Origin of the sequence: Micromonospora parva (assembly GCF_040649675.1) — a bacterium.
Lineage (GTDB): Bacteria > Actinomycetota > Actinomycetes > Mycobacteriales > Micromonosporaceae > Micromonospora > Micromonospora parva.
Genome location: NZ_JBEZFX010000007.1, coordinates 168,689 through 193,809, shown reverse-complemented (window position 1 = coordinate 193,809; position 25,121 = coordinate 168,689). Strand labels below are relative to the sequence as shown.

At 72.2% G+C, this 25,121-nt stretch carries 26 protein-coding genes and 1 tRNA gene; 4 read left to right on the top strand and 23 right to left on the bottom strand.

Annotated elements, in window-relative coordinates; genetic code table 11:
* Positions 1-22: 22 nt before the first annotated feature.
* The gene (locus AB0C03_RS19200) at positions 23-1,285 is read left to right on the top strand and encodes an acetyl-CoA C-acetyltransferase (protein ID WP_357638141.1); all 1,263 of its coding nucleotides are present in this window, start codon (positions 23-25) and stop codon (positions 1,283-1,285) included.
* A gap of 7 nt (positions 1,286-1,292) precedes the next feature.
* On the opposite strand, the gene AB0C03_RS19195 is transcribed toward AB0C03_RS19200, so the two are convergent.
* The 4 genes from AB0C03_RS19195 to AB0C03_RS19180 all read right to left on the bottom strand — a co-directional run bounded on the left by AB0C03_RS19195 (position 1,293) and on the right by AB0C03_RS19180 (position 3,576).
* On the bottom strand, positions 1,293-1,613 hold the full coding sequence (locus tag AB0C03_RS19195; protein ID WP_279515229.1) for a hypothetical protein: 321 nt from the start codon (positions 1,611-1,613) through the stop codon (positions 1,293-1,295).
* A 46-nt stretch (positions 1,614-1,659) separates the two neighbouring features.
* A complete protein-coding gene (locus AB0C03_RS19190) occupies positions 1,660-2,418 on the bottom strand; it encodes a Bax inhibitor-1/YccA family protein (protein ID WP_030328753.1) in 759 nt (252 codons plus the stop codon).
* 154 nt (positions 2,419-2,572) lie between these two features.
* Positions 2,573-3,388, bottom strand: coding sequence for a Bax inhibitor-1/YccA family protein (locus AB0C03_RS19185; protein ID WP_030328756.1), 816 nt, complete (start codon positions 3,386-3,388; stop codon positions 2,573-2,575).
* A gap of 107 nt (positions 3,389-3,495) precedes the next feature.
* Positions 3,496-3,576: transfer RNA gene (locus tag AB0C03_RS19180), tRNA-Leu, on the bottom strand.
* Positions 3,577-3,677: 101 nt separating this feature from the next.
* Between AB0C03_RS19180 and AB0C03_RS19175 the strand changes: the two genes are divergently transcribed.
* Positions 3,678-5,528: a hypothetical protein gene (locus AB0C03_RS19175; protein ID WP_357638138.1), complete on the top strand. Its 1,851-nt coding sequence runs from the start codon at positions 3,678-3,680 to the stop codon at positions 5,526-5,528.
* Between the two features lie 133 nt (positions 5,529-5,661).
* Here AB0C03_RS19175 and AB0C03_RS19170 read toward each other — a convergent pair whose 3' ends face one another.
* The 13 genes from AB0C03_RS19170 to AB0C03_RS19110 form a co-directional block, all read right to left on the bottom strand.
* A complete protein-coding gene (locus tag AB0C03_RS19170) occupies positions 5,662-6,993 on the bottom strand; it encodes an NAD(P)/FAD-dependent oxidoreductase (RefSeq protein WP_030328762.1) in 1,332 nt (443 codons plus the stop codon).
* Positions 6,994-7,095: 102 nt separating this feature from the next.
* Complete coding sequence (locus tag AB0C03_RS19165; RefSeq protein ID WP_357638136.1) at positions 7,096-7,656, bottom strand: hypothetical protein; 561 nt, start codon at positions 7,654-7,656, stop codon at positions 7,096-7,098.
* 16 nt (positions 7,657-7,672) lie between these two features.
* Positions 7,673-9,115, bottom strand: coding sequence for a DUF58 domain-containing protein (locus AB0C03_RS19160; RefSeq protein ID WP_030328766.1), 1,443 nt, complete (start codon positions 9,113-9,115; stop codon positions 7,673-7,675).
* Positions 9,115-10,122 carry an AAA family ATPase gene (locus tag AB0C03_RS19155; protein ID WP_030328768.1) on the bottom strand — a complete coding sequence of 336 codons (1,008 nt, stop codon included), beginning with the start codon at positions 10,120-10,122 and terminating at the stop codon, positions 9,115-9,117. Before AB0C03_RS19155 ends, AB0C03_RS19160 begins: the two co-directional genes overlap by 1 nt.
* Positions 10,122-10,706: a hypothetical protein gene (locus tag AB0C03_RS19150; RefSeq protein ID WP_030328770.1), complete on the bottom strand. Its 585-nt coding sequence runs from the start codon at positions 10,704-10,706 to the stop codon at positions 10,122-10,124. The genes AB0C03_RS19155 and AB0C03_RS19150 overlap by 1 nt, the downstream gene beginning before the upstream one ends.
* Positions 10,703-11,479 carry a DUF4129 domain-containing protein gene (locus AB0C03_RS19145; protein ID WP_210866244.1) on the bottom strand — a complete coding sequence of 259 codons (777 nt, stop codon included), beginning with the start codon at positions 11,477-11,479 and terminating at the stop codon, positions 10,703-10,705. The genes AB0C03_RS19150 and AB0C03_RS19145 overlap by 4 nt, the downstream gene beginning before the upstream one ends.
* Before the next feature lie 22 nt (positions 11,480-11,501).
* A complete protein-coding gene (locus AB0C03_RS19140) occupies positions 11,502-12,242 on the bottom strand; it encodes a uracil-DNA glycosylase (protein ID WP_030328775.1) in 741 nt (246 codons plus the stop codon).
* Positions 12,235-12,921, bottom strand: a complete 687-nt coding sequence (locus tag AB0C03_RS19135) for a dienelactone hydrolase family protein (protein WP_030328776.1) — start codon at positions 12,919-12,921, stop codon at positions 12,235-12,237. The genes AB0C03_RS19140 and AB0C03_RS19135 overlap by 8 nt, the downstream gene beginning before the upstream one ends.
* 198 nt (positions 12,922-13,119) lie before the next feature.
* On the bottom strand, positions 13,120-13,656 hold the full coding sequence (locus AB0C03_RS19130) for an LppU/SCO3897 family protein (RefSeq protein WP_357638134.1): 537 nt from the start codon (positions 13,654-13,656) through the stop codon (positions 13,120-13,122).
* Positions 13,657-13,786: 130 nt separating this feature from the next.
* Positions 13,787-14,794 carry an HAAS signaling domain-containing protein gene (locus AB0C03_RS19125; protein ID WP_210866245.1) on the bottom strand — a complete coding sequence of 336 codons (1,008 nt, stop codon included), beginning with the start codon at positions 14,792-14,794 and terminating at the stop codon, positions 13,787-13,789.
* Positions 14,791-15,123: a PadR family transcriptional regulator gene (locus tag AB0C03_RS19120; protein WP_030328782.1), complete on the bottom strand. Its 333-nt coding sequence runs from the start codon at positions 15,121-15,123 to the stop codon at positions 14,791-14,793. The genes AB0C03_RS19125 and AB0C03_RS19120 overlap by 4 nt, the downstream gene beginning before the upstream one ends.
* Positions 15,124-15,287: 164 nt before the next feature.
* Positions 15,288-16,229 carry a Ppx/GppA phosphatase family protein gene (locus AB0C03_RS19115; protein ID WP_036410843.1) on the bottom strand — a complete coding sequence of 314 codons (942 nt, stop codon included), beginning with the start codon at positions 16,227-16,229 and terminating at the stop codon, positions 15,288-15,290.
* Positions 16,230-16,251: 22 nt separating this feature from the next.
* Positions 16,252-17,292 (bottom strand): ArsR/SmtB family transcription factor, encoded by a 1,041-nt coding sequence (locus AB0C03_RS19110; protein ID WP_357638131.1) that lies wholly within the window; start codon positions 17,290-17,292, stop codon positions 16,252-16,254.
* Between the two features lie 142 nt (positions 17,293-17,434).
* On the opposite strand from AB0C03_RS19110, the gene AB0C03_RS19105 reads away from it, so the two are divergent.
* Positions 17,435-18,280 (top strand): CE1 family esterase, encoded by an 846-nt coding sequence (locus tag AB0C03_RS19105; protein ID WP_245233527.1) that lies wholly within the window; start codon positions 17,435-17,437, stop codon positions 18,278-18,280.
* On the opposite strand, the gene AB0C03_RS19100 is transcribed toward AB0C03_RS19105, so the two are convergent.
* From AB0C03_RS19100 to eno, 4 genes are read right to left on the bottom strand one after another with little or no spacing between them, the layout of a single operon-like run.
* Positions 18,281-18,802: an amino-acid N-acetyltransferase gene (locus AB0C03_RS19100; RefSeq protein WP_030328789.1), complete on the bottom strand. Its 522-nt coding sequence runs from the start codon at positions 18,800-18,802 to the stop codon at positions 18,281-18,283.
* On the bottom strand, positions 18,799-19,356 hold the full coding sequence (locus AB0C03_RS19095; protein WP_030328791.1) for a DUF501 domain-containing protein: 558 nt from the start codon (positions 19,354-19,356) through the stop codon (positions 18,799-18,801). Before AB0C03_RS19095 ends, AB0C03_RS19100 begins: the two co-directional genes overlap by 4 nt.
* Positions 19,357-19,400: 44 nt before the next feature.
* Positions 19,401-20,039: an FtsB family cell division protein gene (locus AB0C03_RS19090; RefSeq protein WP_030328793.1), complete on the bottom strand. Its 639-nt coding sequence runs from the start codon at positions 20,037-20,039 to the stop codon at positions 19,401-19,403.
* A 32-nt stretch (positions 20,040-20,071) separates the two neighbouring features.
* A complete protein-coding gene (eno, locus tag AB0C03_RS19085) occupies positions 20,072-21,355 on the bottom strand; it encodes a phosphopyruvate hydratase (RefSeq protein WP_030328795.1) in 1,284 nt (427 codons plus the stop codon).
* A 213-nt stretch (positions 21,356-21,568) separates the two neighbouring features.
* Between eno and AB0C03_RS19080 the strand changes: the two genes are divergently transcribed.
* The gene (locus tag AB0C03_RS19080; RefSeq protein ID WP_030328797.1) at positions 21,569-22,261 is read left to right on the top strand and encodes a hypothetical protein; all 693 of its coding nucleotides are present in this window, start codon (positions 21,569-21,571) and stop codon (positions 22,259-22,261) included.
* 143 nt (positions 22,262-22,404) lie between these two features.
* Here the strand turns inward: AB0C03_RS19080 and AB0C03_RS19075 are convergent, their stop codons facing one another.
* Both AB0C03_RS19075 and AB0C03_RS19070 read right to left on the bottom strand, forming a co-directional pair.
* Positions 22,405-24,024, bottom strand: coding sequence for a DUF885 domain-containing protein (locus AB0C03_RS19075; protein ID WP_030328800.1), 1,620 nt, complete (start codon positions 24,022-24,024; stop codon positions 22,405-22,407).
* Between the two features lie 108 nt (positions 24,025-24,132).
* Positions 24,133-25,119 carry a nucleoside triphosphate pyrophosphohydrolase gene (locus AB0C03_RS19070; RefSeq protein WP_030328802.1) on the bottom strand — a complete coding sequence of 329 codons (987 nt, stop codon included), beginning with the start codon at positions 25,117-25,119 and terminating at the stop codon, positions 24,133-24,135.
* Positions 25,120-25,121 lie beyond the last annotated feature (2 nt).

Here is a 25,121-nt window from a genome sequence, read left to right as displayed (position 1 = left end):
ACCGGCGGGTTAACGTTGGTCCATGCCGATTGAGTCGTCCCGCGACGCCGTCATCGTCGCCACCGCCCGCTCCCCCATCGGCCGGGCGCACAAGGGTTCCCTGCGCGATGTCCGCTCCGACGACCTCGCCGCGACCATCGTCCGAGCCGCGCTGGACAAGATCCCCGCGCTCGATCCGACCACGATCGACGACCTCTACCTCGGGTGCGGCCTGCCCGGCGGCGAACAGGGCTTCAACATGGCCCGGGTGGTGTCCACCCTCCTCGGCCTGGACACTGTCCCCGGCGCCACGCTGACCCGCTACTGCGCCTCCTCGTTGCAGACCACCCGGATGGCGATGCACGCGATCCGGGCCGGCGAGGGCGACGTGTTCGTCTCCGCCGGCGTGGAGATGGTCTCCCGCTACGCCCGGGGCAGTTCCGACGGGCTGCCGCCCGAGGCGCAGGCGCTGGTCGGCGGCGGCTGGGAAAACCCCCGCTTCGCGGCGGCCGGCGAGCGCTCGAAGCGCCGCGCGCAGGGCGGCGCCGAGGTGTGGACCGACCCGCGCGAGGCCGGTGAGCTGCCCGACATCTACCTCACCATGGGGCAGACCGCGGAGAACCTGGCCCAGGTGTACGACGTCACCCGCGCCGACATGGACGAGTTCGGCGTACGCAGCCAGAACCTCGCCGAGAAGGCCATCGCCGACGGCTTCTGGGCCCGGGAGATCACCCCGGTCACCACGCCGGACGGCACAGTGGTGAGCACCGACGACGGGCCCCGGGCCGGCGTCACCCTCGACGCGGTCGCCGGTCTGAAGCCGGTGTTCCGCCCGGACGGACGGATCACCGCCGGCAACTGCTGCCCGCTCAACGACGGTGCGGCGGCAGTGGTGGTGATGAGCGCCCAGCGGGCCGAGGAGCTCGGGATCACCCCGCTGGCCCGGATCGTCTCGACCGGTGTGACCGCCCTGTCGCCGGAGATCATGGGCCTCGGGCCGGTCGAGGCGTCCCGGCAGGCGCTGCGCCGGGCCGGTATGACGATCGACGACGTCGACCTCGTCGAGATCAACGAGGCGTTCGCCGCGCAGGTCATCCCCTCCTACCGCCAGCTGGGCATCCCCGAGGAGAAGCTGAACGTGATGGGTGGGGCCATCGCTGTCGGCCACCCGTTCGGCATGACCGGCGCGCGGATCACTGGCACCCTGCTCAACGCGCTGGAGTGGCACGACAAGACCATCGGTCTGGAGACCATGTGCGTGGGCGGCGGCCAGGGGATGGCCATGGTGCTCGAACGGCTCAGCTGAGTCGCCCTCAGAGCGCGCCGCGGGTCGCCGTCACCTCGGCGGCGGCCCGGGTCAGCGCCTCGGCCCCCGGGTCGGCGGCCAACAGGTCCGCCGTGACCACCCGCAGCTGGTCGGGCAGGGCCAGGTCGTTGTCGAGCCGGGGCACCACCCGCCGGGGCTGCCCCTCGGCGTCGGCCGCCAGGTTGGCGACCTCCTGCACCAGGCGGTGCACGAGGTCGGCGCGGGACACGTTGCCGGCGGTCGCGGCCGCCGCCCACCGCGGCTGCTGCCAGTGCGCGATCTGACCGACCAGCAACCGCACGGCCTTGTCCAACTCCGCTGCGCTCATCGTCGCCGAGTCTACGGCCGGCACCGACCGCGCCGGGTCGGGCCGGTCAGCGACGCAGGTAACTGAGCAGCCGCAGCAGCTGCCAGTAGAGGAAGACCAACCCGGTGAGCAGGCCGAACGCGCTCAGCCACGCGTACCGGCGGGCTCGACCGTCGCGCACCGAACGCTCGACGAGATCGAAGTCGAGGATGAAACTGAACGCCCCGGCGATGATGGCCACCACCGAGATCGCGTACGGCACCCAGCCGACCTCCCCGCTGACGCTGTAACCCGCCAGGCCCGGTCGCCCGCTGATCAGGTACGACACCAGGTTGACCACGCTGAGCACGGCGATGCCGAGCAGGGTGCCGATCACCAGGCGGGCCAGCCGGGGCGTCGCCCGGATCACCCGGGCCCGGTACAGCGCCGCCATGCCGAGGAAGACGCCGAAGGTGCCGGCCACCGCCTGCACCACGATGCCCGGATAGACCTGCTCGAAGGTGCGGCTCGCCACCCCCAGCAGCAGGCCCTGCAGGATGGCGTAGCCGACGATCGGCACCGGGTTGGTGATTCCCCGCAACGAGATGACCAGGACCAGCGCGATCGAGGCGAGCGCGCTGCCGGCCAACGCGGCACCCAGCCACACGGCGTCGGGAATCACCGCCCAGGACACCGCCGCGGCGACGCCGGTCACCAGCAGCAACCCGACGGTACGGACCACCACGTCGTCGACGGTCATCGGCTCGACGTCACGGGAACCGAGCACCCGGGCCTCCACCCGGCCGGCCTCGTCCAGCCGGTTGAGCACCGGGTTGTTGCTGCGCACCGTCGCCTCCTCCACCCGCGTACCCCAGGGCTTGTGTCAAAGCCTCGCAGTCACTCTGCCCCGGGCGGGCCGGCGGCGGCGGGGAAACGGCGCGGACGACGGCGCCCGCCCCCAACGACGTTGGAGGCGGGCGCCGGTCGCAGTGCGGACGAGGTCAGTCGTCGCCCTGGAAGTAGCTCAGCAGGCGCAGGATCTCGATGTAGAGCCAGACCAGGCTGACCAGGATGCCGAACGCGGCCGTCCAGGAGTAGCGCTGGGGCAGGCCCATCCGGACGCCGTCCTCGATCTCCTTGAAGCTGAGCACGAAGCTCAGCGAGGCGACCACGATGCAGACCAGGCTGAAGCCGATGGCCAGCGGGCTGCCGTCACGCAGGCCCGTGTTGACGCCGAACAGCGCCAGCACCAGGTTGATCATCATGACGGCGAAGAGACCGACCATCACGGCGATCATGCCCTTGACGAAGGCCGGGGTGGCCCGGATGACCTTCGCCCGGTAGAGCATCGCCATCAGGAAGAAGATGCCGAAGCTGGCCGCGGCGGCCTGGAGCACGATGCCGTCGTAGGCCGTCTCGAACGCCTTGCTGACCATGCCGACGAAGACACCCTCGACGACCGCGTACGCGATCACGAGCGCCGGGTTGGCCATCCGGGAGAACGAGATGATCAAGCCGAGGACCAGGCCGACCACCGCCGCGCCGATCCAGGCGGTACCGACCAACGCGTCGGGCACGAGCACCCAGGCGGCCGCGGCGGTGATGCCGAGGATGCCGAGCAGAGCGACCGTCTTGACGACCACGTCGTCGACGGTCATCGGCGCCACGGTCGGCGGCGCGGCCGGGTAACCGGCCTGGGACGGGTACTGCTGGGGAATGCCGGGCTGTCCGTACGGCCCGGCCGGGGCGTACCCGGCGGAGCGCTCCCGCTCGGCCGCCTGGCCGAGCCGGGCGAGCACCGGGTTCGAGGTCTTCACTGTCTGGCCTCCCTCAGGGGGTCGTGTGCACGTGAACGTGCCCTCCAAGAGTAAACGGCGCAGTCACGTCTTGGAGATCACGGATGAGAATGGGTGAGGTCGACCGGTGCCCGGGGCGGGGGTCGAACCCGCACGCCTTTCGGCAGCCGCTTTTAAGGCGGCCGTGTCTGCCGTTCCACCACCCGGGCGAGTGACACCGGCGCGCCGACACGCCTGGTGCAATGTCACCGTAGCCGGTCTGCGGCGACCCGGCGTACCCCGCCGGCCTGGCCACATTAGGGTCGATGCCGTGAGCAGCGCAGCCCCCACGGCCCCCGACGCCGCGCCTGAGCAGGCATTCCGCCTCGCCGATCAGGTCAACCGCCGGCCCCGGGCCACCCGGCTGCTGGCCGCCGTCCGGCGTCACCGGGCGGATCTGCTGGCCGCTCTGATCTTCGCGGTGCTGGCCGGTTGGCTCACCCACGGGCTGTGGCCCGACCCGGGAGCCCGCACCCTGGCGCTCAACCCGGAGGACCAGACCCTCTACGAGTGGTTCCTGGCGGTGGACGCCCGCGCGCTGCTCGGCGACTTCGATCTGCTCACCGACCGGCTCAACGCCCCCGACGGGGTCAACCTGATGGCCAACACCACGGTGATCGCGCTGGGCGTCGTCTTCGCGCCGGTCACCCTGCTGCTGGGCGCACCGGTCACCTTCGCGCTGATCGCCGCCGCCAACCTCGCCGGCACCGCCCTCGCCTGGTACCTGCTGTTCCATCGGACGCTGCGCGCCCGTCGGTTGGCCGCCGCACTCGGCGGCGGGCTGTGCGGCTTCGGACCCGGCATGGTCTCGCAGACCAACAGTCACCTGCACATGACCGCCCAGTGGCTGGTGCCGGTGATCGTCTGGCTGGTGGTCCGGCTGCTGAGGGCGGCCGACCCGGGGCCCGGGACACCCGACGGGACCGGCGCCACCGGGCCGGACCGTCGACGGTTGTTCACCTCGGCGGCGGGGCTGGCCGGCGCGGTCACCGCGCAGGTCTTCATCGGCGAGGAGGTGCTCTTCCTCGCCGCGATCACGCTGCTGGTGATGTCGATCAGCTACGCCGTGGTGGACCGGGACCTGGCCCGCCGGGCGCTCCCCGGGTTCGCCGCAGGGTTGACGATCACCGCCGGGCTCGCCCTGCTGGTGCTGGGCTATCCGCTGTGGTTCCAGTTCGCCGGGCCGCAGGGAGTCGCCGACGGGATGTTCACCCCGGCCTACTTCTCCGCCGACCTGAGCAGCTGGTGGACCCTCTCCCCACTGTCGGTGGCCGGCAGCGCCGAGTCCGCCCGGCTGACCACCGGCCCCGCCGAGTACAACACGTTCCTCGGCTGGCCACTGCTGCTGGTCGCCGCGGCCTGCGCGATCTGGGCCGGGCGACGCCGGCTGGTCTTCGCCTGCGTCGTGGCGGGCCTGGTGATGGGGTCGCTCTCGCTCGGCCCCGAGGTGGTGTTCGGCGGCACCAGGACGGCGGTCCCCGGTCCGTACGCAGTGATCGCCGGGCTGCCGGTGGTGGACGGGGCGTTGCCGATGCGGTTCGCGCTGGCGTTGCTGCCGATCGTCGCGACGCTGCTGGTGCTCGCTGTCGACCGGGCCCTGGGCAGCTCCGGTCGGGCACGACGGCTGGTACCACTGGCCGTCGGGGTGGCGCTGCTGCCGCTCTTCCCGACCCCGCTGCCCACCGCCGGACGACCAGCCGTGCCGACATTCATCAGCGGCGGCCACTGGCGGCAGTGCGTACCACCGGGCGGGGTGTTGGTCCCGGTGCCGTTGCCGACGCCGAAGGAGCCCTGGCCGATGCGCTGGGCGACCGCCGCCGACGCCGGTTTCGGGCTACCGGAAGGCTTCTTCATCGGCCCGTACGGAAGGCGCGGCACCGCGGCGATGGGCACCTTCAAACAGCCCACCTCCGCACTGCTCGCCGATGTCGCCCGGCGCGGCGACCAACCGGCCATCGGCGATGAGCAGCGCCGCCAGGCCGCCCGCGACGCGGACTTCTGGGGTGCCTCCTGCGTGGCGCTGACCGACGACGCTCCGCACGCGGAGAGCCTGCGGGCAACCCTGGAACAGCTCTACGGCCCGCCCACCCGCATCGCCGACGCCTGGACCTGGCGGGTCTGAGCACGCCTCGCCGGACCCAAAAACCCCGCCGATCTTGCACTTTCTGCTCGGACAAGACGTGCCAAAAGACGCATCACGGCATCCGAAAGTGCAAGATCGACGGGGTTGGTGGGTCTGGGTTTTTGGGTTCTGGTCAGACGCGGGGCGCACCGACGGGCTGGGACGCCTCGACGAACTCCTCGCGCGGGTCGTGCAACTGACCCAGGGCGACCACCTCACGCTTGAGGAAGAACGCCAACGACCAGTCCACCACCACGCGGATCTTGCGGTTGAACGACGGGATCCGGCTCATGTGGTACGTCCGGTGCATCACCCAGGCCGGCCAACCGGTCATCTTGATCCCGTACACCTGGGCCACGCCCTTGTGCAGGCCGAGGCTCGCCACGCTGCCGACGTGCTTGTGCTTGTAGTTCACCGGCTCACGGCCCCGGACCACGGCCACGATGTTGTCGGCCATCCGGGCGGCCTGACGCACCGCGTGCTGGGCGCTCGGCGAGCAGAAGTTGCCCGGCTCCTTGGTGAGGTCCGGAACGGCGGCGCAGTCACCGGCGCTCCAGGCACCCTCGACCACCTGGTCACCGTCGACCACCTGAAGGGTGGGCAGGCAGGTGATCCGCCGACGGTCGTCGCGCGGGAAGTCGGTCGCGTCCAGCATCGGCGACGGCTTCACACCGGCCGTCCAGACGATCGTGTCGGAGCGGAAGCTGTCACCGTCGGAGAGCTTGACCACCCCGTCGACGCAGGACTCGAGCCGGGTGTCCAGCCGGATGTCCATGTTCCGCTTCAGCAGCTGCTGCACGGTGTAGGCACCCATGTCCCGGTCGACCTCGGGCAGCACCCGCTGGGTCGCCTCGACCAGCACCCATCGAACCTCGTCCTGCTTGAGCTCCGGGTAGTAGCGCAGGGCGTCGCGAGCCATGTCCTCCATCTCGGCGAGCGCCTCGATGCCGGCGTACCCACCACCGACGAAGGTGAAGGTCAGCGCCGAGCGGCGGACGTCCGGATCCGGCGTGGCAGCCGCCACGTCGAGCCGATCCAGCACGTGGTTGCGCAGGTAGATCGCCTCGCCGATGGTCTTGAACCCGATGCCCTGCTCGTGCAGGCCGGGAATCGGCAGGGTGCGGGAGACCGAACCCGGGGCCACGATCACGTGGTCGTAGGTGATCTCCCGGGCCGGGCCGCTGATCGGCTGCACGGTGGCCACCTTGCGGTCGTGCTCGATCCGCGTGACCGTACCGGCCACCATCTTGCACCGGCGCAACTCCCGCCGCAGCGGCACCACGGAGTGCCGCGGGGAGATGTTGCCCGCCGCCGCCTCGGGCAGGAACGGCTGATAGGTCATGTGGGGTTGGGGGTCCACCACCATGACCTCAGCCTCACGGGAGCTGAGCTTCTTCGACAGGCGCAGGGCGGCGTACAGACCGACGTGCCCGGCACCAACCACAAGGATCCGCTTCGGATTCACGTTGTCTATCTTTCCCCGGCCGGCTCAGGTAATCCCGCTCGCGCCCCCCATCTGTGACGGAGCACAACCCATGTGACCTGCGTAACCCTCAGGTCACAGCGGTCACCGACGCCGCAGGAGCCAACCGAGCAACGCCGCCGTCCCCACCGCCACCAGCAACCCCAGCACGGTGACCCACTGGTATCCGGCTCCCCCACCCGTCCCCGCCGCCTGCAACAGCAGCACGCCCAACACGGCGGCACCCAACAGCACGGCGGCCGAGCGCACCAACCATCGGCTGATCAACTCCGGGTCCACCACCGCGTCGTAGGGCAGCAGCGCGGCCAGCGCGCAGAGGGTGTGGCCCAGATACAGCAGGGCCGCGACGGCCAGCAGCCGCCAGAGCGCGACCGGACGGCCGTACCCGTCGGTGGCGAGCAGCCAACCCCCGACAGTGACCAACGCCGTGAAGGTCATCCAGACCCGACGCGGGCCGAACGCGGGCAACAGGGCGGCGAACGCCAGGAAGAGGATCGGCCGGCCGGAAAGCGCCTCCGCCGGAAACGCCAGGGCGAACCCGGCAAGCATGATGACGAAGATCGCCGCCCGCACCAGCAGCGGGGCGACGCTGATCCGGGCGACGGCGTTCCGCGTCGCCCGAGCCCGCTCCACGACCGGGTTCACCGCACTGACCTTTCGTTCACCGGCCACCCACCCTGGGGGCCGTCGCCAACCGCGCCACGTCCCGCAGCACCTGGTCCAGGCTGCCGGCGCCCGCCCAGCGCACCACCGGCACGCCGTGCTCGCGGAGCTGCCCGATCATGATCTCCCGGTCCAGCCTCCACAGCCGGTACGCCACCTCGGCCCAGCCCCGGTCCTTCGGTGACGCCAGGTCCGTCGGCAACGTGTCGACGGCCACCACGAACCGCCCGCCGCGAGCCAACCGGGCGAGCATCTGCGCCGACCGTTCGTCCAGCAGCGGGGTGAGCACCACCACCAACGCGTCCGAGGAGAGCAACTGCGGGCCGAAGACCTGGTCGTACGGTTCGTGCGCGGACGCGTGCACCCGGACGTCGAGCAGCCACTCCAGGACGGTGAGGTACTGCCGCCGCCCGGCGGCCGGCCGGAGCCGACGGGCGGCCGGCCCGTACTCCAGCAGGGAGACCCGGTCGCCACGGTGCAGGTAGTGCTCGGCGATCGCGGCGGTGGCCCGGACGGTGGTGTCCAGCACCGAGGCGGCACCGTCCACCCCACCGGAGCGGCCCGCCTCGGCGAGCACGTCGAGCAGCACCACCACCTCCGCGTCCCGGTCGGAGAGGGTGGCGGCCACGTGCAGTTGCCGGGCCCGCAACGAGACCCGCCAGTCGATGCGGCGCAGCCGGTCACCGGGGGCGAAGACGCGTACGCCGGCCAGCTCGCCGCCCTCTCCGGGTCGGCGGGAGTGATGCGCCCCGACCAGGCCGGCTGCGCGGGGCATCGCCTCCACCGCCTCGAACGGCTCGGTACGCGGGTACACCCGCACCCGGACCGGCTCGGTGATCACCGCCCGGGAGACCAGCAGACCGCCCGCCGTGGCGACTCGGGCACCGGCGGGGCCAATCGGGTGCCGGCCCCAGCGCAGGGCCCTGCCGGCCAACTCAAGGTCGACAGCGGCACCGATCGGCACCGAGGTCACGAACGGTCGGTCGGCGACGGAACGGCCCCCGTTGTTACCCGGAGCGGTCACCCCGGTCGCCGCGACGGCACTCTGTGCCCCGTCGCCGGCGGCCTCGTCGCTGGCGAAGCCGGCCCTGTCGATCCGCAGCCACGGCGACACCCGGGACCGCATCACCACCAGGTCGTAGTCGACAGTGTCCGGGTTGCCGACGCTCACCGCCGCCGCCACGTCACCGCCCTCGACAAGCGGCCCGCCGTCACCCTGGGTGATCCAGACCTGGGGCAGCGCCGTGGGCCGTCGACGCAACGCGTACGCGGTGCCCAGCGCGAACGGAGCGGCCAGCACGATCAGGTCCACCCTGCCCAGCAGCACGCCGGCCACCAGCAGCAGGCCGGCGAGCAGCACCGCGCGGCCGAGCGCCGGGGTGGGCGCCCAACCGGCGGCCGGTTCCGCTTCGGTGGCCCTCGGCACTGTCGGTCCGGTCATCAGTGCCGGGGCCCGCCGGCGGCGTAGCTGGGCAGCGCGCCACTGGCCGGGGCGGGAGTCGCCTCCAGCACCTCGCCCACCACGAACGCCGGGTCGACCCGGCGCAACCACATCTCCGGGCGCAGGGTGATCCGGTGTGCCAGGGCGGGCGCGGCCACCGACTTGACGTCCTCCGGCACCACGTAGTCCCGGCCGCCGAACACCGCGCGGACCCGGGCCAGCAACAGCAACGCCAGCGAACCACGAGGTGAGGCGCCGACCAGCACCGACGGGTGCTCCCGGGTGGCCGCGGTGAGCGACACGATGTAGCGGCCGATGGAGTCCTCCACCACCACGTCCTCCAGGGCGGCCTGCATGGCCCGCAGCGTCGCCGCGTCGACCACCGGCTTGATGTCCGCCTCCTCCCGGCGACGGCCCATCCGGCGGCGCAGCACCTCCCACTCCTCTTCGTGCTGCGGGTACCCGAACGAGACCCGCAGCAGGAACCGGTCCAGCTGCGCCTCGGGTAGCGGGTAGGTGCCCTCGTACTCGATGGGGTTGGCGGTGGCCAGCACGTGGAACGGCTCGTCGAGCTTGTAGGTCACCCCCTCCACCGACACCTGCTTCTCCTGCATCGCCTCCAGCAGCGCGGACTGGGTCTTCGGCGGCGTCCGGTTGATCTCGTCGGCGAGGAGCAGGTTGGTGAAGACCGGGCCGGCCCGGAAGCTGAAGTCGCCGTTGCGCTGGTCGTAGAGGAAGGAGCCGGTGACGTCGGCGGGGAGCAGGTCGGGGGTGAACTGCAACCGACGGAAGTCCAACCCGAGCGCCTGGGCGAACGATCGGGCGGTGAGCGTCTTACCGAGCCCCGGCAGGTCCTCCAGGAGCACGTGCCCGCCGGCGAGGATGCCGGCGAGGACCAACTCCAACGCGTCCCGTTTGCCGACCACGACGGTGCCGACCGCATCCAGGACCGCCCGGGCCAGGTGCCCGACCTCGGCGGGGGCAATGCTCCGGTCCACGTCGTTCATCAAATACTCTCCAGTTCGGCGACGATCACCGCGAGGTCGCGCGGCGACGGGGTGCGGCGAGGCGGGGTCTCCAGGAACGTCCACAGGCGCTCACCCAGCAGGGCGCGAGCGCGGGCGGGATCCGACTCACGGGTCACGCCGTGTTTCAGCCGCATCCGCTCGTCGGCCAGTTCACCGATCCGGGGCAGGACCGTCCCGGTGAACCGTTCGGGTCGGGTCGAGGACCAGTCCAGCGGCCACTCCCACCTGTTGATCGCGCTGCGCAGCGCGTCCCGGGCACCCCAGTTGTAGCTGCCGTCCTCCTCGCCGGTGCCGACCCGAGCACCGCCCGGCGGCGGGGGCGGCGGCGCGAGCAGTGCGGTGACCCGGCGCACCGCCAACACGGCGAGCACCCCGGCGATCAGTACCGGCAGCGAGACCTGAAGGCCCACCGCGCGGAGGCCGACGAGCAGGACCGCGACCAGCGCGGCGGCCCAGGCGAGGGAACGCAGCATCGGACGCCAGCGGGAGTCGCGCGCCCCCGGACCGGTCGGCGCCGCCTCCTCCTCGAAGGCGAGCAGATCGTCGATGCTGGTGCTGCTCATGGGGTCACCACCGCGGTGAGTTCTCCGCGCAGCCGGCGAAGTGCGGCGCGGGCCTGGTCCCGGGTGCGTTCGTCGACCGGGTGGGTGGCGTACCGGGCCTCCCGGTAGACGTGCGCGAACTCCGCCAGCACGTCGGTGCTGGCGATGGCCGGCACGCCCGCCTCCGGGTCGCCCTGCAACAGCCGGCTGACCAGGTCGGTGGGGGTGTCCCCGGCGAGCCTCGGCACACCGGCCGCGGCGGCGGTCTCCTCCAGCCGCACCCAGCAGGCGATCACCGCCACCCGGGGGTCGGTGTCCCGGTCGTCGAGTTCCACCAGGCCGGCGTCGAGGGCGGCGACGACCTCGCGGGCGGTGCCCTCGGCGGTCCGACGGCCCCGCTGCGCCGGTAGCGCCCGGGTGGTGCGGCGCAGCGCGCCCCGGACCAGGACCCAGCAGAGGTAGCCGAGCGCGGCCAGGATGGCCAGCCCGAGCAGGGCCACGGCCACCTTGCCGACCCACTCCGGAATGTGCGCCTGGGTGGCCTCGCCCGCGTCGCGTGGCTCGATCGGGATGGACGGTGACGGCTCGACGGTCGGGTACTCCGGAACCCAGGGAACGTTGTCCGCGGCCGGCGGGATCCGACTGGCCCCGATCGACGAGTGGGCGGACGCCAGCGCGGCACCGGCGAGCAGGACGGCGACCGCGCCGACCGGCCACCACCGGCGGAGCAGGCCGAGCACCGGACGCAGCGCCGGCTCGGCCGACGGCGCGGGCGGGCGGGTTCCGTCTGTCATCGCCACCACCCCACGCGTCGTCTCAGTCCACTCCGGCCAGCTGTTTAGCCTGGCCGAAGACGTCGTCCAACATCCCTGGTGTCAACCGCCCGGTGAAGGTGTTCTGCTGACTGACGTGGTAACAGCCCAGCAAGTCCGGGGCGTCCGTGCCGGACCAGTGTGCCCCATGACCGAACGCCGGTCGCGGGCTGGGCGGGCGCTGCCCGTACACCGCGCGGAGCACCGGCCACCACGCGGCCCAGGCGAACGCGCCCAGCGCGACCACGACCCGCAGCGTGGGCTGGACCAACGCGACCTCACGGTGCAGCCAGGGCGCGCAGGTGTCCCGTTCCGCCGGGGTCGGCTTGTTGTCCGGTGGCGCACACCGGACGGCCGAGAAGACCCGCAGGTCCCGCAGGGCGAGCCCGTCGTCGGCGGCCACACTCGTCGGCTGGTTGGCCAGCCCGGCCCGGTGCAGCGCGGCGAACAGCACGTCACCCGACCGGTCACCGGTGAAGATCCGGCCGGTGCGGTTGCCACCGTGCGCGGCGGGCGCCAACCCGAGGATCGCGATCCGCGCGTCCGAGGTGCCGAAGCCCGGCACCGGCCGACCCCAGTACTCCTGGTCGCGGAAGGCGGCCCGGCGGGTGCGGGCGACCTCCTCCCGCCACCGGACCAGCCGTGGACACGCGAAACAGTCGCTCACCGCCGCGTCGAGGTCGGCCAGGTCGGCCGCCCGCGGTGCGCGGGCGACCACCTGTTCGGGGGTACGCGTCTCAGCCAAGCTTGGCCCGGAAGAGTTCCAGGGTGCGGGCCCAGGCGCTGGCGGCGGCGCGCTGGTCGAACGCCTCCGGCCGGTCGTCGTTGAAGAAGGCGTGCGAGGTGCCCGGGTAGTCGTAGAGGTGGCAGTCACCGCCGGCCTCCTCGATGGCCCGACGGGCGGTCTGTACGCCCTCGGCGGTCGAGGTGCCGTCCTCTTCGGAGCAGTGGATGACCGCTGCCTTGCCGGCGTAGTCGGCCCAGTCGGGGCGCATCGACTCCCAGGGCAGCACGGGATAGAACCCGGCGGTGGCGACGATCCGCTCGGAGATGGTGGCCGACCAGAGGGCCAGGCTGCCACCGGCGCAGAAGCCCACGGCACCGACCTTACCGGTGACCTCGGGCCGCCCGGCGAGATAGTCGGCCGCTCCGGCGATGTCCTTCGCCGCCTCGTCCATCCGCATCGCCAGCAGCAGCCGCTGCGCCTCGTCCGGCTCGCTGGTCGTCTCACCGTGGTAGAAATCCGGGGCGAGGGCCACGAAACCGGCCTCGGCGAACCGGTCGGCCACCGACCGGATGTGCGGGACCAGACCCCACCATTCCTGAATGACGATGACGGCGGGGCTGGCCGTGCCGCTGGCGGGTATCGCGAGATACCCCTCGCTCGTGCCCCCGTTGCTGCGGTAGCTCACCATTTCGCCCATGGGCCGTCCTCCTAGCGGTCAGTCATCGTTGGCTGGTCGCCCAGTGGTCCTACGTGCCGGTAGCCTGCCACGCCACGCGGCCATCGGGAAGACGCCGGAACAGTGGCATTCACCTCCTGTTCGCCCCCTGGTGACTCCGGGTACGCCGACGGCGGCGGGATGTCTCCCGCCGCCGTCGACACCGGTCCGCCGCTCCGGTCAGACCTTCTTGGTCAGGCAGAGCACGTAGCCCGTCTTGCCCGGCTCGATGCTGGAGAAGATGTACCCCTCCTCGCCCTCCTTGAAGAACTGGGTGCAGGTGGTGTCGGCCTTGGCCTGAGCCTCGCTCTGGCCGTCCACCCGACCGACCACGTTGTACGCCGCGTCGGTGGAGGTGCACTCGACGACCTTGGCGCCGTCGACCTCCTCCTGCTCGGTGCCGGTGATCTCGGGCAGCTCGGCGATGCAGTCGCCGGTCTTGGCGTCCGCGGTCTCGTCCTTGTTGAAGTAGTTGCCGATCGCCGCGGCGACGCCGAACTTCAGGCCGGCGATGACGACGACGGCGAGGACCGCACCGACGATGCCGAGGACCTTCCTACCACCGGACTTCTCCGCCTTCGGCTCGGCTGGCTGCGGCTCGGTCGCCTGCGGCGACTCGCCAGCGGGTTGCTGCGGCGCGGCCGCTTGCGGCGTCTCGACGGCCGGCTCAGGGGTTGCGGCGTCGGACGCGGGGGGCGGTGCGACCTGCTCTGACACGGGGGTTCCTTCCGAGGGGTTGATGAGCAGACGACACCGTAACGATCATTGATTTCCGGTGCCGTCCCGCTCGCCTCGTCCGTTCAGCTATTTCCCAGCTTCACCCGCATGATCCAGTTCACACCTCGGTTCACCGGGTCGGGGTGGGGGTTGGTGTCCCGCTCGGCGGCACTGCGGTGGGCGTACCGGCCGGCAGCGGCGTCCCGGTCGGCCCGGGTGTGCCGCTCGGGTCCGGGGTGCTGGTCGGGTCCGGGGTGCTGGTCGCTGAACCGCGCGGGAGGGGTGCGCCGGGCGCGCGGGGCACGAAGGGCGCCTGCTCCGGGCAGTACGGGTACGCCCGCAGGTTCGGCTTGTCATAGACCTCTTCCGAGCAGTCCGGGTAGCCGAGCCGGATCGGATTGCCGTTCTGGTCGAAGAGTCGGGCGTTCTCCACCAGTCGGCCCTCGCTGTCGTAGACGAAGACGTCCCGGACCCGGTCGTACTGGCTGTCGACCGAGGTCTGGTCGTAGCCGTAGTCGCCGTAGCGCATCCGGTCCTCGGCCTGCATCAGCGCGGCGAACGCGAAGATCACCAGCACCACACTGCCGACCTGCACTGCCGAGCGCGGCCAGCGGGTCAGCTGAGCCGAGCGGCGGCCGATCCAGATGGAGGCGACCACGAAACCGATCAGCATGATCATGCCGGCGAGCAACTCACCGCCGAACCTCGGCAGCAACCCGAAGCTGCCGCCGGTGCTGATCACGGTGACCAGCATCGCCGCCAGGTAACCCCGAAGCACCCACCAGCCGGGGCGCAGCAGGTGGAGGAAGTCGCTGGCCGTCGCGTACCCCAGGGGTGGGCCGAGACGGGTGTCCAGGGTGCGCAGCCGGCCGCGGACCCGGGCCATCGCGGTGGCCACCCGCTGGTCGAGGTTGCGCCCGCCGCCCGGTGCGGCGCCGGCCGCGGCGCGCAGCTCGGCGGCGTACGTCTCGGGCTCGCCCAGTCGCTCGAGAAGGGTGCCCTCGGCCTCGGCGGCGACCTCGGTGAGGTGGTCGGCGAGGTCCTCGGTCAGCTCGTCGCGTTGCGCGGTCGGCAGGTCGGCCAGAGCGGCCCGGACCCGCGCCACGTAGTCGGTGATCTCCTGCTCCGTGACGGTCATGCCGCCATCCCCCGATCGTCGAGCAGACTGTCCATGGTGGTGGCGAACGAGCGCCAGAGCTTGCCGGAGCGGGTCAGTTGGTCGCGCCCCGCGGCGTTGAGTGAGTAGTACTTGCGGTGCGGCCCGGATTCGCTCGGCACCACATAGGTGGTGAGCAGGCCGGCGGCGAAGAGGCGACGCAGCGTCCCGTAGACCGAGGCGTCGCCGACCTCCTCCAGGCCGGCCTCGCGCAACCGGCGCAGGATGTCGTAACCGTAGCCGTCCTCCTCCCGGAGAACAGCCAGGACGGCCATGTCGAGCACGCCCTTCAGCAGCTGTGTGGTGTCCACGCATTGCACACTACTGTGCAATGCGAAATAGCGTCAACGAATCCGCCTCAACACGCCGAGCCGGTCAGGCGCGCGGAAGGTTGATCGACTCGGTTTTCAGGAAGTCGGGGCATCCGAGGCGCCCGGACACCGCGACTTCAAGGAAGGCGAGTTGATCGAGCCGGCTAGCGCGTGGCCGGCTGGAGGCTCCAGGCGATGCCGTCGAGGATGTCGTGCTCGGATGCCACCACGGACGGCATCCCGGCCCTTTCCATGATCACCCGAAGCACCAGCGCGCCCGCACCGATCACGTCGGCCCGGCCCGGGTGCATCACCGGGTTCGCCAACCGCTGCTCGCGGGTCTGACCCAGCAGCTCAGCGGTCACCCGGGCGACCTCCTCGTACGACACCCGGGCGTGGTGGATGCGCTCCGGGTCGTACTCCCGCAGGCCCTGCGCGAGCGCGACCACAGTGGTGACCGACCCGGCTAGGCCGACCAGGGTGGCCGCCTCGCGACCGGGCACCACGGCGAGCGCCCGGTCCACCACTGCCGCGATATCGGCCTGCGCCGCCGCTACCTGCTCGGGCGTCGGCGGGTCACCGGGCAGGTGCCGCTCGGTCATCCGGACGCAGCCGATGTCGACCGAGATCGCCGCACGCACCCCGTCGGCCCGGCCGCCGACCACGAACTCGGTGGAACCACCACCGATGTCGACGACCAGGAACGGCTCCTTCGCGTCGGCGGGCAACCCACGCACCGCGCCGGTGAATGACAATCGGGCCTCCTCGTCGCCGCTGACCACCTCGGGCTCGACACCGAGGGTGGCCCGCACCATCTCGGTGAAGTCAGCGGCGTTGGCGGCATCGCGGGAGGCCGAGGTGGCACACATCCGCACCCGCTGGGCGCCCAGCTTCTCGATGTCGGCGGCGTACGACGCCAACGCCACCCGGGTCCGCTCGATCGCCTCCGGCGCCAGTCGACCGGTGCGGTCCACGCCCTGCCCCAGCCGGACGATCTCCATCCGCCGGGTCAGGTCGACAAGCGGCGCCTGCGGCCCGGCCGACGCGTCGGGCAGGTCGGCGACCAGCAGTCGGATCGAGTTGGTCCCGCAGTCGATGGCCGCCACACGCGTCGTCACGGCAGCAACCTTACGGCAGGACGGGCGGCCACCTGGCGGCTTGGCCGGCCGTGGGCACCGACTCGTCCGCGTCGCCCGACGGGCCCCGTAACAAGCTCGCCCCCAGCGCGGTCAGGTGATGTCGGACGGCCCCGCCCTCGCGCACGCTGGCCACCAGACCGGCGGTCCGCAGGGCGTGGGCGTGCTCCGAGGCCGAGGAGAGACTGATCCCGACCGACCGGGACAACACGGTGGTGGTCAACCCGCCGTCGGCCGCCAGCCGGCGCAGCACCAGCGCCCGGGTGACGCCGAGCAGCCGACCGAGGGAATCGGCGGCGGCGGAGGCCCCGAGCGTGGGCATGACCACCGGATAGACGAGCAGGATCGGATGACCCTGCTGGAGCAGCACCCGGGGCCGTGGCCCGGCCAGCGGGGAGGGCAGCAGGATCAGCCCGTGGCCGGTGCCGGGGAGATCACCGTCCCACCACGTGTGTACCTCCAGCACCGGCTCCCGCCACCGGATCCCCGGGTGCAGACCCGAGAAGAGGCGGGCCAGGCCATGCTGCGCCAGCCGCTGACTGGCAGCCGCCACCTGCTGGCGGTACGCGGACGTCAGCTCGGCCCAGTGCGGTTCGAGGACCGCGTCGAACCAGGCCCGCACGGCCCCGCCGAACAGGTCCAGCACCTCCGGGTCGGCCGCCGCGAACCGCCGCCGCAGCGGGCTGACCGGCGTGTCCGCGTACGCCATGGTGACCTCGGCGCGGACCCGCCGTGCCGGGGTGGCCCGAATCGCCTCCAGGCCGGCCTCCACCGACTCCAGACCGGCGAAGGGCGTGACGAAGTCCGGCAGACGCCCCTGGCCGGGCAGCAGGTGCCGCAGGATCGCGGTGGCAGCCTGGGCGGCAGGCGTGCCCTCGGCCGCCACCGCCCGCTCGGCCAGCGCCGGCGCCAGCGCCGCGACAGTGGGATCGCGCAGCCACTGACCGGCCAGCAGCGCGTTCGCGACCGGGTGGAGCCGGTCGGCGAACCGCACCCGGCACAGGTCGGCCGACCCGAGCTGGAGGCGAAGCATGACACCAGCCTGCCCGCCTTCGGCCAGGACCGAAAGGGTTGTTTACCGGCCGAAGGATCTCCAGTGTGGACGGCGGGGTCGACGGGGGGTGACCGGCGTGCGGCGATCGGTGGCGGTGTTGACGGGGCTTTGCCTCCTGATCGTGGCCGCAGCCTGTAGTGAGCGGGGGCAACCCTCGTCGGCCCCGCCAGCCGCGCCGTCCGCGTCGAGCGAACGACCGGCGGCCGGCGACCACCAGCTCACCCTGAAACACAACGGGCTCGACCGCACCTACCTGCTGCACGCGCCGGCAGGGTACGACCCGACCCGGTCACCCGCACTGGTCATCGCGCTGCACTTCTATCCCGGCACCGGCTCCGCGATGCGGGAGCTGGCGGGCCTGGACGCCAGGGCCGACAAGGACAACGTGCTGGTCGCCTACCCCGACGGGCAGGGCGGCGGTTTCAACGCTCTCATCTGCTGCGGCAGCGCCGACGACGTCGGCTTCCTCGACGCCCTCACCGACCATCTGGTGCAGACCTGGCACGCGGACCCGAACCGGGTGTTCCTCACCGGCATCTCGAACGGCGGCGACATGAGCTTCCGGGCGGCGGTGGAGAGCACCGGCACCTTCGCCGCGATCGGGGTGGTCAGCGGTGGCTACAGCGGGGAGTTGACCACGGCCGGTAGCTACGTGCCGAAGAGCCCGGTCTCCGTGATCACCTTCATCGGCGGTCAGGACCGGTACGCCACGATCTTCCAGACCGGGATACGGACCTGGCAGCAGCGGCTCAACTGCCGGCCGAGCCCGAAGGCAGCCGGGGTGCCGGGCGTGACGCACACGGTGGCGGGCTGCGCGGACGGCAGCGAGGTCAGCGTCTACACCCTCGCCGACATGGGTCACAGTTGGCCGGGCGCGACAGCGGGCCAACTCGCCGCGTCCTCCGCGGGGCTGTCCGCCACCGACCTGATGTGGGACTTCTTCGCCGCCCACCCCCGCAAGGGCTGATCACAGGCGCAGCAGCATCCGGGTGTTGCCCAGCGTGTTCGGCTTGACCCGCTCCAGGTCGAGGAACTCCGCGACACCCTCGTCGTACGACCGCAGCAGCTGCTCGTAGACCGGCTGCGGCACCGGCGCGCCGTCGATCTCGCGGAAGCCGAACGAGGCGAAGAACCGGGTCTCGAAGGTGAGCACGAAGATGCGGGCCACGCCCAACTCCCGGGCCGCGTCGATCAGCTCACCGACCAGCCGGTGACCGATCCGCCGGCCCCGGCAGGACGGGTCCACCGCCACCGTGCGGATCTCCGCCAGGTCCTCCCACATGACGTGCAGCGCCCCGCAGCCCACCACGACGTCGTCCTCGGCCCGGACCGCGACCCGGAACTCCTGCACGTCCTCGAAGAGGGTGACGGTGGCCTTGCTCAGCAGCCGCCGGTCGTCGGTGTAGGTGTCGACGAGTCGCCGGATGCCCCGCACATCCCCGGTGCGCGCCCGCCGTACCGTGATCTGATCCGCAGTCGGCGTGCTCATTCGCCCGCCGGCACGTCCACGCACGGCCCCGTCGACCACCAGGGCTCGACCAGCTCCAACGTCTCGTCGCCGAACGGGTTCACCCCGGGGCCGGCGCCCAACGCGTGGCCCAGGTGCACGTGCAGGCACTTCACCCGGCCCGGCATCCCGCCGGCCGAGATGCCGGCGATCTCCGGCACCTCGCCGATCGCCTCCCGGCGGGTGAGGTAGTCCTCGTGCGCCGCACGGTAGTGGGCCGCCAACTCCGGGTCCGTCGTCAGCCGGTCCGCCATCTCCTTCATCAGCCCCGCCGACTCCAGTCGGCTGCACGCCGCGGTGGCCCGGGGGCAGGTCAGGTAGTAGAGGGTCGGGAACGGGGTGCCGTCGGAGAGGCGGGGGGTCGTCTCCACCACGTCCGGCAGGCCGCACGGGCACCGGTGGGCGACCGCCCGGGTGCCGCGGGGCGTCCGGCCCAGCTGTGCGGCCACCGCGGCCAGGTCGGCCTCGGTGGCCGGCTCACGCTGCGGCAGGGGTACGGAATCCGCCGCCGGCTCCGACGGTGGTACGACAGTCACGGTGCCATCTCTCCTGGTGCGGTGCGGTGCGGTGGGTCGGTGGCTCACTTGCCCGGCTGCTGGCTGTCCGCCGCCTGCACGCTCGACCAGAGCGTGTCGTACCAGGTCACCGGCCCGGCCGGGGCGGCCGAGCCGGCCGGCTTCCCGGCGTCCCGGGCGGCGCCCTCCGGGTCGTGCAGCACCACCATCATCTTCTCGCCCGGCCGGCCCATGAAGAACCGTTCCCGAGCCTGCGTCTTGATGTACTCGGGGTCCTTCCAGTTGGCGGCCTCGGCGGCGAGCTTGGCGATCTCCGCCTCCTGTGCCGCCTGGGCGGCCTCCATCCGCTCGATGTCGGCCTGCTGGTCCAGGTAGACCCGGACCGGGTAGGTGTAGGCCAGCGCGAGCGCGATCAGGACCGCGAACAGCACCGTGGCCCGACCGGTGAAGCCACGGGGGTGGGGTGCGGCGAGCCGCTTCACGGCACCGCCGGCGGCGGTACGCCGAGCGGCGGCCGGACGGTTCGCGGAGCGCACGCCCTCGGCGCCCCGGGCAGCACCCGGCGCGCGACCGGCGGCGCGCGGCTCGGCGCGTACGCCGGCCTCCCGGACCGATCCCCGCGTGGCGCGCCCGCCGCCCGGCCGGCCGGACTGACCCGGCCGGCGAGCGGGACGCTGACCACCCGGTGTGCGGCGCTGCTGCATCGTCACACCCCTCCCCCGAGGCTTCGTGCGTCTCAGGCCGAACGGTAGCGCGGGAACGCGCCAGCGCCGGCGTAGCGCGCCGCGTCGGCCAGCTCCTCCTCGATCCGGAGCAGCTGGTTGTACTTGGCGACCCGGTCCGAACGGGCCGGCGCGCCGGTCTTGATCTGGCCGCAGCCGGTGGCCACCGCCAGGTCGGCGATGGTGGTGTCCTCGGTCTCGCCGGAACGGTGGCTCATCATGCACTTGAAGCCGGCCCGGTGGGCCAGGTCCACCGCGTCCAGGGTCTCGGTCAGCGAACCGATCTGGTTGACCTTGACGAGAACCGCGTTCGCCGCCTTCTCCGCGATGCCGCGGGCGATGCGCTGCGGGTTGGTCACGAACAGGTCGTCGCCCACGATCTGCACCCGGTCACCGATCGAGGCGGTCAGCGTCTGCCAACCGCTCCAGTCGTCCTCGGCCAGCGGGTCCTCGATCGACACGATCGGGTACTCGTCGGCCAGCTTGGTGTAGTAGGTGCTCATCTCCTCGGCGGACTTCGCGGCGCCCTCGAAGGTGTAGGTGCCGTTGTCGAAGAACTCCGTGGCCGCCACGTCGAGCGCGAACACGATGTCGGTGCCGAGCCGGTAACCGGCCTTCTCGACCGCCTCGGCGATCAGGTCCAGGGCCGCCGCGTTCGTCGGCAGGTTCGGCGCGAAGCCACCCTCGTCGCCGAGCCCGGTGGAGAGGCCCTTCTTCTTCAGCACCGACTTCAGCGCGTGGTAGACCTCCGCGCCCGAGCGCAGCGCCTCCCGGAACGTGGGCGCGCCGATCGGCGCGATCATGAACTCCTGGATGTCGACGTTCGAGTCGGCGTGCGCGCCACCGTTGAGGATGTTCATCATCGGCACGGGCAGGAGGTGCGCGTTCGGGCCGCCCAGGTAGCGGAAGAGGCTCAGCTCGGCGCTGCCGGCAGCGGCCTTCGCCACCGCCAGGGAGACCCCCAGGATGGCGTTCGCGCCCAGCTCCGACTTGCTGTCGGTGCCGTCGATGTCGAGCATCTTCTGGTCGATCAGCCGCTGCTCGCTGGCCTCGTACCCGATGATCTGGTCGACGATCTTGTCTTCGACGTTGGAGACCGCCTTCTCCACGCCCTTGCCCTGGTAGCGGTCGGCGTCACCGTCGCGCAGCTCGATCGCCTCGAAGGCGCCGGTGGAGGCGCCGGAGGGCACGGCGGCGCGGGCTACCGTGCCGTCGTCCAGACCGACCTCGACCTCGACCGTCGGGTTGCCCCGCGAGTCGAGAATCTCCCGGGCGACGATTCCCTCGATGGTTGCCACTAAGTCGCTCCTCGTTGTTGTTATCCGGTCCGTGGGTGGGCCGCGACGGTGCGGCTGAGGCAGGTGTTGAACGCAGCGTATCGGGCGGCGCGAACGGGCACGGCGTCGCCCGCGCACCCGGGTCACCCCGCGTTGACGGACATTCCCGGATTTCCGGGCGTCAACCGGCAACGGGTTTGCGCTGCACGGACCAAATCCACCAGGCTGGTCGCCATGCCCGCCGCCTCGACCACCCTCCGCATGCTCGCCGTGTCGGTCATCGCGTCGCTCACGGTCACCGGCTGTCAGACATTCGAGGACGCCGGAGTCGCCATGGGCCGCTCGGAACTCGTCAACGATCTCGCCGCCCGGCTCGACCGGGCACTGGAGTTGACCTACTCGGCCACCTACCAGTTGCCCGGCGGCCAGCGCGCCGCGATCGTGCAGGCACAGGACCCGGCGCGATCCACGTACACCTACCCGGGCGGGCAACTCACCGTCACCCCGGACGCCATCACCCGGTGCACGACAACCGGCACCCGCCCGGAGTGCACGCTGGTCGCCCCGCCGACCCCGGGCAGCAAGCCCACCGTGACGCTGTTCGGCGAGGCCAACCGGCAGGGCCTCGTCACGCCGCCGGTGGTGGTCGGCCTGCTCACCGCCGCCGCGCTCGACCCGCAGGCGGTCATCAAGCAGAGCGACACCACGGTCGCCGGGCACCACGCCGCCTGCGTGGCGGTGGAGAGCTCGTCCGGCGACTTCACCGCCTGCGTGACCACCGAGGGCGTGCTCGGCAGCTTCACCGGGCCGGTCGACGGCAAGCCGGTGGAGCTGGCGTTGAGCGACTACTCCGCGACCGTCGACGAGGACGCGTTCGAGCCGCCCGCCGGTGCCGGCGTCGTCGACCGCCGCCCCGGCGGCTCCTGACCGAACCGGCCGAGCCCAGGCCGGGCGACCGCCCGGCGGCGGGCCCGCGTCCGGCGCAACCGCTGCCCGCGTACGCCATCTCGCGCCGGCACATCGACGCGACGGTGACCGACGGCGGCGCCGAGCCCGCGCGGCGGCCCTGCTCAGAGACCGAGCAGGGTGCGCAGGTGGCGCGGGGGCGGGCAGTCGTGGGCGAGCATCGCGTCGTGCCAGTCGCGGACCGACACCCCGTCCGGGCGGGCGGCGGCGATGTCGGCCACCTCGCTGTAGCCGACGAAGTAGGTGGACAGCTGGGTCGAGGTGAGTTGGGCACGCCGCCACTTGCCGGCCGCCTCGCCCTCCTCCTGGAAGCCGCGCCCGGTCATCAACGCCATCGCCTCGGCCTCGGGCAGGTCCTCGGCGTGCACCAACTGGTCGAGCAACGCGTTGATGGTCATCCGTAGCTGCATCTTGAGCTGCTGCAACCGCACCGGCAGACCACCGAAGCCGAGACCCGTCATCACCTCCTCCGCGTAGACCGCCCAGCCCTCGATGAACGGGCCGGACTCGGCCAGCGCGCGGACCCGGGTGCCACCGACGTAGCGGCGGGCGTGGGCGAGTTGGAGGAAGTGCCCCGGCATCGCCTCGTGCACCGTCAGGTTGCGGATCATGTGGTCGTTGTATTCGCGGTAGAACGACTCGACCCGGTGCGCCGACCAGTCCGACGGCGTGGGCGCGATGCAGTAGAAGGTCGGCACGGCGGCGGTCTCCAGCGGGCCGGGCGCGTCGCAGTACGCCACCGCGACGCCCCTGGCGAACTCCGGCATCTCCTGGATCACGCACCGGTCGTCGACCAGGGTGACCAGGTCGTGTGCGCGGACGAAGTCGGTGGCCTCGTCCAGTGTCACAGCGGCCAGCTCGACGATCGTCGCGTCGTTCGGGTGCTCGGCGGCGAGCAGGTCCAGCGCCCGCCGTACGGACGCGTCGTCGGCCGGCCCGCCGACCAGCTCGACGGCCGCCGCACGGATCTCGGCGGTGACCCGGTCCAGGTTGGCCCACGCGCGCCGCTGGATCTCGGCGGCGCCCAGCTCGGTGTCGAGGGTGTGCCAGAGCCGGGCCTCCCAGCGACGTCGGCCCAGTCGCGGGTCACGGCCGGGACCGGCATCGGCGGCCAGGCCGGCCCGGAGCCAGGCGACGAACTCGTCCAGCGCGGCGATCGCGGCGGTGGCCGCCGGCTCGACCCGGTCGAGCTGGCTCGGCGCCTGGGCGAGCAGCGCCGGCAGCTCGTCGCGGATCAGCGCGGCCGTGCCGGTGAACTGCCCGACGGCCGTCTCCGCGTGGATCCGCGGCATGTCCCGCAGCGTCGCGCGGGCGGTGGCGAGGGCGTCCGGTACGGCGGCGAGCCGCCCGGCCAGTTGGGTCAGTCGCACCTCGGCGGGGGCGTACGGGCGGGCCAGCAGCGGGTGCAGCAGCGGGCCGGGGTTGTGCCGCAACGGATCCCACTCGTGCGACCGGATCTCGGTCAGCTCGAACAGCTCCCGGTCCACGAATGAGGTGAGCAGCGCGTGGTCGACCTGTTCGTCGACGTCGAGGGAGTCCGGGTCCAGTTCGGACAGCGCGTTGGCCGCGTCGGAGAGCATCGCCCGGTCGGCGGTCAACCCGTCGGCGGACAGGTCCGGCAGCCGGTCGTCGAACCGGTGGTCCCCGGCGGCGGTGGCGACCCCCGGCCGCGACTCCAGCAACGCCTCGACGACCCGCTCAGCCAGCACCCCAAACGCTTCCACCCGCCCACCCTACCGACCGCCCCACCGTGGTCGGCCGGTTCCGCCCCGTTCCGTCGATCATGAAGTTGTTGCCGTTCGCCTCGGCGTGTCGGGGCAACAACTTCATGGTCAACGCGGGTCTGCCGGTGGCGGTTCGGCGGTGCGGATGAGATCGGCGTGGGCCAGGGTGGCGCGGCGGAGGGCGGCTTCGGGGTCGAGGCCTGCCTCGCGGGCCGCCGCGACCGTGGCCAGCAGGCTGGCTCCCAGCCTCGCTTCGGCGTCCGGTTGGGCGTCGGGCAGCGGCGGCGCAACCTCGATGCCCCGGCGGGCGGCACGGTCCAGGATCTGCGCCGCCAGAGCCAGCGCGGGCTGACTCAGGGCCACGCCGTCCAGCACCGAACTTCGCGCCTTCTCCGCGCGCTTGATCCGCTCCCAGTTCTCGGTGATCTCCTCCAGGGTGCCCACCTCGGCACCGGCGAAGACGTGCGGATTACGCCGGATCATCTTGTCGACCAGGCCACCGGCCACGTCGTCGATGGACCACCGCTCATCCTCGGGCAACTCCTCGGCGAGCCGCGCGTGCAGCACCACCTGCAACAACACGTCGCCCAACTCCTCGCGCAGCGCGTCGGTGTCGTCGGCGCTGATCGCGTCGTACGCCTCGTAGCTCTCCTCCAGCAGGTAGCCGGCGAGGCTGCGGTGCGTCTGCGCCCGCTTCCACGGGTCGCCACCCGGCGAGGCCAGCCGGTCCAGCACGGCCACCGCGTCGAGCAGCCGGGCGCCCGGCGGATCCCACGAGCCGTACATCAGCTCCATCTCGGCCAACCCCGGTTGCCGGGCCAGCCGCAGGCCCAACTCCCGGGCCAGCGCCTCGTCACCCGTCGGACCGGCCAACCACACCACGGTGCCGTGCGCCGCCACCGCGTCCAGCAACGGCTGCGTGGCCGGGCCGTCCACCACAGTGACCTCGGCGCCCGCCTGACGCACGGCCGTGACCATCTCACTGTCCGAGCCGGTCAACACCGGGTGCTGGCGTACGACGTCCCAGGCCGCGGAGGTCAACAGGCCGGCCGGCAGCCGGGGTGAGGTGACCAGCAGGACGATCCGCGCCGACATGC

Coding starts and splice junctions, on each gene's coding strand:
- AB0C03_RS19200 (WP_357638141.1), top strand. CDS start 23: ATGCCGATTGAGTCGTCCCGCGACGCCGTCATCGTCGCCACCGCCCGC.
- AB0C03_RS19195 (WP_279515229.1), bottom strand. CDS start 1,613: ATGAGCGCAGCGGAGTTGGACAAGGCCGTGCGGTTGCTGGTCGGTCAG.
- AB0C03_RS19160 (WP_030328766.1), bottom strand. CDS start 9,115: ATGACCGGACCGACAGTGCCGAGGGCCACCGAAGCGGAACCGGCCGCC.
- AB0C03_RS19155 (WP_030328768.1), bottom strand. CDS start 10,122: ATGAACGACGTGGACCGGAGCATTGCCCCCGCCGAGGTCGGGCACCTG.
- AB0C03_RS19150 (WP_030328770.1), bottom strand. CDS start 10,706: ATGAGCAGCACCAGCATCGACGATCTGCTCGCCTTCGAGGAGGAGGCG.
- AB0C03_RS19145 (WP_210866244.1), bottom strand. CDS start 11,479: ATGACAGACGGAACCCGCCCGCCCGCGCCGTCGGCCGAGCCGGCGCTG.
- AB0C03_RS19135 (WP_030328776.1), bottom strand. CDS start 12,921: ATGGGCGAAATGGTGAGCTACCGCAGCAACGGGGGCACGAGCGAGGGG.
- AB0C03_RS19125 (WP_210866245.1), bottom strand. CDS start 14,794: ATGACCGTCACGGAGCAGGAGATCACCGACTACGTGGCGCGGGTCCGG.
- AB0C03_RS19110 (WP_357638131.1), bottom strand. CDS start 17,292: ATGCTTCGCCTCCAGCTCGGGTCGGCCGACCTGTGCCGGGTGCGGTTC.
- AB0C03_RS19100 (WP_030328789.1), bottom strand. CDS start 18,802: ATGAGCACGCCGACTGCGGATCAGATCACGGTACGGCGGGCGCGCACC.
- AB0C03_RS19090 (WP_030328793.1), bottom strand. CDS start 20,039: ATGCAGCAGCGCCGCACACCGGGTGGTCAGCGTCCCGCTCGCCGGCCG.
- AB0C03_RS19080 (WP_030328797.1), top strand. CDS start 21,569: ATGCCCGCCGCCTCGACCACCCTCCGCATGCTCGCCGTGTCGGTCATC.
- AB0C03_RS19070 (WP_030328802.1), bottom strand. CDS start 25,119: ATGTCGGCGCGGATCGTCCTGCTGGTCACCTCACCCCGGCTGCCGGCC.